Source organism: Streptomyces atriruber (assembly GCF_001418325.1).
Lineage (GTDB): Bacteria > Actinomycetota > Actinomycetes > Streptomycetales > Streptomycetaceae > Streptomyces > Streptomyces atriruber.
Window position 1 is genome coordinate 1 of sequence record NZ_LIPN01000561.1, and the last position, 1,057, is coordinate 1,057.

At 69.6% G+C, this 1,057-nt stretch carries 2 protein-coding genes; one reads left to right on the plus strand and one right to left on the minus strand.

The features are described 5' to 3' along the window. Window positions 1-390: glycoside hydrolase family 20 zincin-like fold domain-containing protein (locus AOK03_RS38400; protein WP_341845850.1), on the minus strand; the 390-nt coding region annotated here is incomplete at its 3' end. Window positions 391-516: 126 nt separating this feature from the next. Here AOK03_RS38400 and AOK03_RS38405 point away from each other — a divergent pair. Continuing rightward, window positions 517-1,057 (plus strand): DUF4429 domain-containing protein (locus tag AOK03_RS38405; RefSeq protein ID WP_167355696.1); only part of this gene is annotated, 541 nt, incomplete at its 3' end.

The following is a 1,057-nucleotide window of genomic DNA, read 5'->3' on the forward strand; positions in this document are numbered from 1 at the left end:
GCGCGCGGAGATGACGCGGTACCCCTCGTTGCCGAGCTCCTTGTTCGCCGGTTCGGCGCTGATGCGCAGCCGGATGCCGTCGGATCCCTTGTCGCTGGTGACGGGGAGCTTGTAGCCGGTGGAGGGGCGCAGCACCTTGGCCAGGTACTCGGCCACGCGGCGCTCCTCGGCGTTGCCCTTGCCGACGCGGATGCGGGTCCTGGCGGTGATCTCGTACCCCTCGCCGCCCGCCTCGGCGGCGAGGGGTGCGGGGACGACCTGGCCGAGTGGTGTGACCGCGGGGGCCCTCGCCTCTCCCGAGGCGGGTGCGGCGGCGAAGGAGGAGATTCCGGCGGCCGCCACGAGCAGGAGCGAGCCGAGTATGCGTGTCGTTCTTCTGTGCGATCTCACAAGCGGGTCCCTTCGGGCGCATATGTGGTGCATCGCAATCGAACGGTTCTCATTGGTAACGCGGCCCCCACAAGGGGTCAAGGGGTGTAGACCATTTGTCCAAGCGCTCGGTGCGAGAATCCCTGCATGGCGGAAATCATCCAGCGCGACGGGACCTGGACCTTCGACGGAGAGACGTTGCGCCTTGTGCCGGGCCACGACAAGAACGTGTCCCTGCTGCGCAAGACACTGGGCGAACTGACGGTCCCCCTGGCCGCGTTGGCGGGGATCGCCTTCGAACAGGGCAAGAAGTCGGGGCGGTTGAGGCTGCGGCTGCGGGACGGCGCCGATCCGCTGCTCCAGGCGACGGGCGGAAAGCTGACGGACTCCTCGGACCCGTATCAGCTGACGGTCGAGCCCGACCGGTACGGGGTCGCGGAGTACCTGGTCGACGAGGTGCGCAACGCCCATCTGATCGAACAGGTGCCGGCCGCGCCCTGCGACGCCTACCTCCTCACGGGTCCGTCGGTGCCGCTGTCCGTCTCCGCGGGGGACGGCACGGCGAGCTTCGACGGGGAGATCGTCCGCCTGGAGTGGAACTGGAAGACGGAGGACGCGAAGACGGCGGCCGGGGCTCGGTCGCTGGCGCTCGCGGATGTCGCCGCGGTGGAGTGGCAGCCCGCGGCCG